Below are 3,280 nucleotides of genomic sequence, written 5' to 3'. Positions count from 1 at the left end.
GTGCCAGCGCCTAAGGTGACAGTGGCATCGATTTGGCCATCAAGTTCCGCATCGTTAATAAAGCCATCATTATTGGCATCCTCATCAATGACCACGGTGGGGGCCGCCGGTGCGCCGGTGCCTGTGCTGTAATCCAAGGTCGCTGCATCTGAGCCATCAGCCGTGTTGCCCGCCGCGTCAGTGACGGTGGCCGTCACCACTAAATTCGTGCCTGTCGCTGGCGCATCAAAGGCAATGGCAAGGCCATCATCTATCATGGCTTGCGTGACGGTGCCGCTAAATAGCTCGACATTATTTTGGTCGGTGACCACTAAGGTGTCACCCACAGCGGTGCCCGCCCCTAAGGTGACGGTGATGTCGATTTGACCATCAAGCTCCGCCTCATTAATGAAGCCATCGTTGTTGGCATCTTCATCGATGACCACGGTTGGGCTAGCAGGTGCGCCCGTGCCAGTGCCGTAATCAAGCGTCGCCGCATCTGAGCCTTCAGCGCTGTTACCCGCAGCGTCAGTGACCGTGGCGGTGACCACGAGGTCGGTGCCGGTGGCCGGTGCATCAAAGCTCACGTCGATGCCGTTATCGAGCATCGCTTGGGTCACGGTGCCCGTGAACAGGGTGTTGCCATCTTGGTCGGTGATGGTGACGGTGTCGCCCACCACGGTGCCCGCGCCTAAAGTGACGGTGGCGTTGATTTGACCATCAAGCTCTGCATCATTAATGAAGCCATCGTTGTTGATATCTTCGGTGATGTTAACAGTTGGGGCCGCCGGTGCGCCGCTGCCAGAGCCGTAATCGAGCAGCGCATTATCACTGCCTGCCGCTTCATTGCCCAAGGTATCAGTGACCGTCGCGGTGATAACCAGATTAGTGCCGGTCGCCGGTGGGTCCATGGCCAAGTCGAGGCCATTATCGAGCATATCTTGGGTGACGGTGCCACTGAACAGCTCGTTGCCCGCTTGGTCGGTGACCACTAAGGTGTCGCCCACGACAGTGTTGGCGCCGAGCTCCACCGTGATGTTGATTTGACCTTCAAGCTCGGCATCATTGATGTAGCCGTCGTTGTTGGTGTCTTCGGTGATAACCACGGTCGGTGCGCCCGGTACGGTGACGCTGTCATCGTAGTCCAGTGTCGCACTGTCAGTGCCCGTGGCGGTGTTGCCTGCCACATCGGTGACGGTGGCGGTGATAACCAAGTTAGTGCCACTCGCAGGTGCATCAATAGCAAGGTCAATACCGTTGTCGTTATCGAGCATCTCCTGAGTGACCGGGCCGGTGTAGAGCACATTGTTATCTTGGTCTGTGATGGTGATGGTGTCACCGACCTCAGTGCCGCTGCCTAAGGTGACGGTGATGTTGATTTGACCATCAAGCTCCGCATCGGTGATGGTGCCATCATCGTTGGCATCCTCAACAATCTCAACCGTTGGCGCTGCGGGGGCGCCCACGCCAGTGCCGTAATCGAGTAGGGCGTTATCTGAGGCGCTGGCGGTGTTGCCAGCAGGGTCGGTGACCGTCGCGGTGACGACGACATTAGTGCCCGTTGTCGGGGCATCAAAGCTGACCTCGATACCATCATCAAGCATGGCTTGCGTCACGGTCTCGTTAACGAGCTCATTACCGTCTTGGTCGGTAATGAGGATGGTGTCACCGATAGCGGTGCCAGGCATTAGGGTGATGGTGGCATTGATTTGACCATCAAGCTCCGCGTCATTAATGAAGCCATCGTCGTTGGCGTCCTCAGTGATCTCAACCAGAGGTGCACCTGGTGCGCCCGTGCCTGTACCGTAATCGAGGGTCGCGCTGTCTGTGCCTTGTGCCGTGTTGCCGGCAGGATCGGTGACGGTTGCGGTGATAACCACTTGCGTCCCCGTGGCTGGTGCATCAATGGCTAAGTCGAGGCCGTTATTATTATCAAGCATGGCCTGCGTAACAGGGCCGCTGAACAAGACATTATTGTCTTGGTCGGTGACGACTAAGGTGTCGCCCACCTGTGTGCCATCACCGAGTGTCACGGTGATGTTAATTTGACCGTCAAGCTCTGCATCATTGATAAAGCCATCACCGTTAGTATCTTCAGTGATATCAACGACTGGCGCTGCCGGTGCGCCCACACCGGTGCCGTAATCAAGTAGGGCGTTATCTGAGGCGGTGGCGGTGTTGCCAGCAGGGTCGGTGACCATCGCGGTGACGATGACATTGGTGCCGGTTGCTGGCGCGTCCATCACGACCGCTTGGCCGTTATCGAGCATGGCTTGGGTGACTGTACCGTTAAACAGTTCATTACCGTCTTGGTCAGTGACCACTAAGGTGTCGCCGATAGCGGTGCCTTCACCAAGTTCAACGGTGATGTTGATTTGACCATCAAGCTCAGCGTCATTAATGAAGCCATCGTCGTTGGTATCTTCAGTGATTTCAACTTGTGGCGCGGCTGGTGCGCCGGTGCCCACCCCGTAATCGAGGAGTGCACTGTCATCGCCGGTGGCGGTGTTACCGGCCGGATCGGTGACGGTTGCCGTCACGACTAAATTAGTGCCAGTGACGGGAGCATCGATGGCTAAGTCGAGGACGTTATTATTATCAAGCATCGCCTGCGTGACGGGGCCACTGAACAGGACATTATTATCTTGGTCAGTGACGACTAAGGTGTCGCCCACCTCCGTGCCTTCACCGAGTGTCACGGTGATGTTGATTTGGCCGTTAAGCTCTGCGTCGTTAATAAAGCCATCACCGTTGGCATCTTCAGTGATATCAACCGTGGGTGCCAGTGGGACGCTGCTGCCATAGTCAAGGGTGGCACTGTCATTATCGGTGGCGGTGTTACCCGCAGGATCCGTGACGGTGGCGGTAATGACGAGGTTCGTGCCCGTGGCGGGTGCGTCCATCACTAGGCTAAGGTCGTCATCGATCATCGCTTGAGTGACAGGGCCGCTGAACAGTTCGTTACCCGCTTGGTCGGTGACCACTAAGGTGTCGCCGACGGCGGTGCCTGCACCGAGTTCAACCGTGATGTTGATTTGACCATCAAGCTCAGCGTCGTTAATAAAGCCATCATCGTTGCTATCTTCATCGATGGTGACGGTTGGGCTGGCGGGTGCGCCGCTGCCAATACCGTAATCGAGTGTTGCCGCGTCATTGCCTGTGGCGGTGTTGCCGGCAGGGTCGGTGACGGTGGCGGTCACCACGAGGTTAGTGCCGGTAACAGGGGCGTCGATGGCCAAGGTGAGGCCATTAGTGAGCATCGCCTGAGTGACGGGGCCGCTGAACAGGGTGTTACCGGCTT

The 3,280-nt window shown here is 57.2% G+C and carries 1 protein-coding gene; it reads right to left on the bottom strand.

The annotated features are described in order from the left end of the window. A partial coding sequence (locus tag K0625_RS24210; protein WP_220111916.1) for a beta strand repeat-containing protein occupies positions 1 to 3,280 on the bottom strand: 3,280 nt, incomplete at both ends.

The sequence above is a fragment of the Shewanella nanhaiensis genome, from assembly GCF_019457885.1.
Classification (GTDB): Bacteria; Pseudomonadota; Gammaproteobacteria; order Enterobacterales; family Shewanellaceae; genus Shewanella; species Shewanella nanhaiensis.
This window is presented reverse-complemented; position numbering and strand designations above follow the sequence as displayed.